1 protein-coding gene is annotated in these 1,170 nt (G+C 38.5%); it reads right to left on the bottom strand.

Annotated elements, in window-relative coordinates; translation table 11 throughout:
• Nucleotides 1-116 precede the first annotated feature (116 nt).
• Nucleotides 117-599, bottom strand: coding sequence for a DUF2243 domain-containing protein (locus AC1DRF_RS28785; RefSeq protein WP_477742411.1), 483 nt, complete (start codon nucleotides 597-599; stop codon nucleotides 117-119).
• Between the last annotated feature and the right edge of the window lie 571 nt (nucleotides 600-1,170).

Here is a 1,170-nt window from a genome sequence, read left to right on the forward strand (position 1 = left end):
CCCTATATAATGACCATTTTCTATACATTGCATTCGAAGAAGCTACAGCCCACATGTATAAAAAAAAGGCAGCGACAAAAGGAAGGGCTAATAAAAGCTGAGACAATACTTCATATTTAATCATGATGTGCACCTTGTTTACGTGTAAACCATGTTAAAATGATGCCAATAAGCAGCATCAAACATGCAAGTACATTCCACGTAATGTCGTAAGGTGCAATCTTCACTCCGTACCGGATTTGATGAAGTCCCATAAGCTTATGCTGCACGGTCCCGTCATAAAGCTGAAACGCCCCGGCTCCAAGCAATACTCCTCCTATCCACCTTTTCACCCACCAGCCGCCTCGGCGCCTTAGATCTGCCACCATAAAAAGTGATGCAATTGTAGCGAACCAGCTGAATGCATGAAACAAACCGTCCGACACTAAACCAGCGGCCGTTGTGGATTTATCATAAAAATGATGCCAATGAAGCAGCTGATGAAACACTGCTTCATCAATAAAAGCAACTAACCCTACGCCAAACAAAAAGCCTGACCAGCTATTTYGAGTGCGATGAACCACACGCTGATTTGCAGTTGCTTCGTGTTTCTTTTCCATATATATACCTCCCTGGCAGCTCTTTAAGTTTATATCGATTCTAATGAACGTATACCCTATTAAAGAGAAATGAATCTATAATATGGAAAAATAGGAGCTATATCCTAATATCGTTTTCACTATCTTTTCACCATAAAGGTATAGGATAGTATTTGCGAAGCCAATTAGCATATTTTTTCATAGTTTTACTCCCTTTCTAATGACCTGTTTCCCTAGAGCAGGTCTTTTTTATATCCCGTTTCTCTTTTCACCATTTTTTCACCATAAAGGTATAGGATAGTACTTGCGAAGCCAATTAGCATATTTTTTTCATAGTTTTACTCCTTTTGAAGATCTGCTTCCCCAGAGCAGGTCTTTTTTTATATTCCGCTACTCTTTTCATCATTTTTTCACCATAAAGGTATAGGATAGTACTTGCGAAGCCAATTAGCATATTTTTTCATAGTTTTACTCCCTTTCTAATGACCTGTTTCCCCAAAGCAGGTCTTTTTTATATYCCGYTTCTCTTTTCAYCATTTTTTCACCATAAAGGTATAGGATAGTACTTGCGAAGCCAATTAGCATATTTTTT

Source organism: Priestia sp. P5_B4, assembly GCF_056400385.1.